The sequence below is a fragment of the Actinoplanes sp. ATCC 53533 genome (assembly GCF_003947245.1).
Window position 1 is genome coordinate 1 of record NZ_QHHV01000476.1, and the last position, 710, is coordinate 710.

1 protein-coding gene is annotated in these 710 nt (G+C 63.2%); it reads left to right on the forward strand.

What is annotated here, in order from left to right:
- Positions 1-133 precede the first annotated feature (133 nt).
- A partial coding sequence (locus DMB66_RS59340) for a tetratricopeptide repeat protein (protein ID WP_148112949.1) occupies positions 134-710 on the forward strand: 577 nt, incomplete at its 3' end.

A 710-nucleotide genomic window follows, 5' to 3' on the forward strand; every position in this document is an offset into this window, starting at 1 on the left:
AATCGGGTTGGTATGGCCACCGGCTACCACCAGCTCGGCATGATCGCGCAGGACCGGGGTGATTACGCGGAGGCCGAGCGCCGCTACTCAGCAATCCCTGACCATCAGCGAGGAGTTGGATAATCGGACTGGCATGGCCGACGGCTACCATGAGCTCGGCAACCTCGCGTATCTGACAGGTGATTACGTGGAGGCCGAGCGCCGCTATCAGCAATCCCTGACCATTAACGAGGAGTTGGGTAATCCGGCTGGCATAGCCTCCGGCTACCACCAGCTCGGCATGATCGCGCAGGACCGGGATGATTACGCGGAGGCCGAACGCCGCTATCAGCAATCCCTGACCATCAAAGAGGAGTTGGGTAACCGGGCCGGCGCCGCCACCAGCTACCACGAGCTCGGCAACCTCGCGTATCTGACAGGTGATTACGCGGAGGCCGAGCGCCGCTATCAGCAATCCCTGACCATCAGCGAGGAGTTGGGTAACCGGGCCGGCGCCGCCACCACGATCAGCCAACTCGGCAGCCTCCGCGCCGAAACCGGCAACCCCACCGAGGCCGTCACCCTGCATTGTCGAGCCCTGCGATCCGCTCGAAATCGGCATTCCCCAAGCGACGAACAACATTGCCCGGCTGCGGGAACTACGCTCGTCGCTCGATGCGAGTGCGTTCTCCGACGCGGCCTCAACCGTGCTCGACGAACAATCAGTGCGG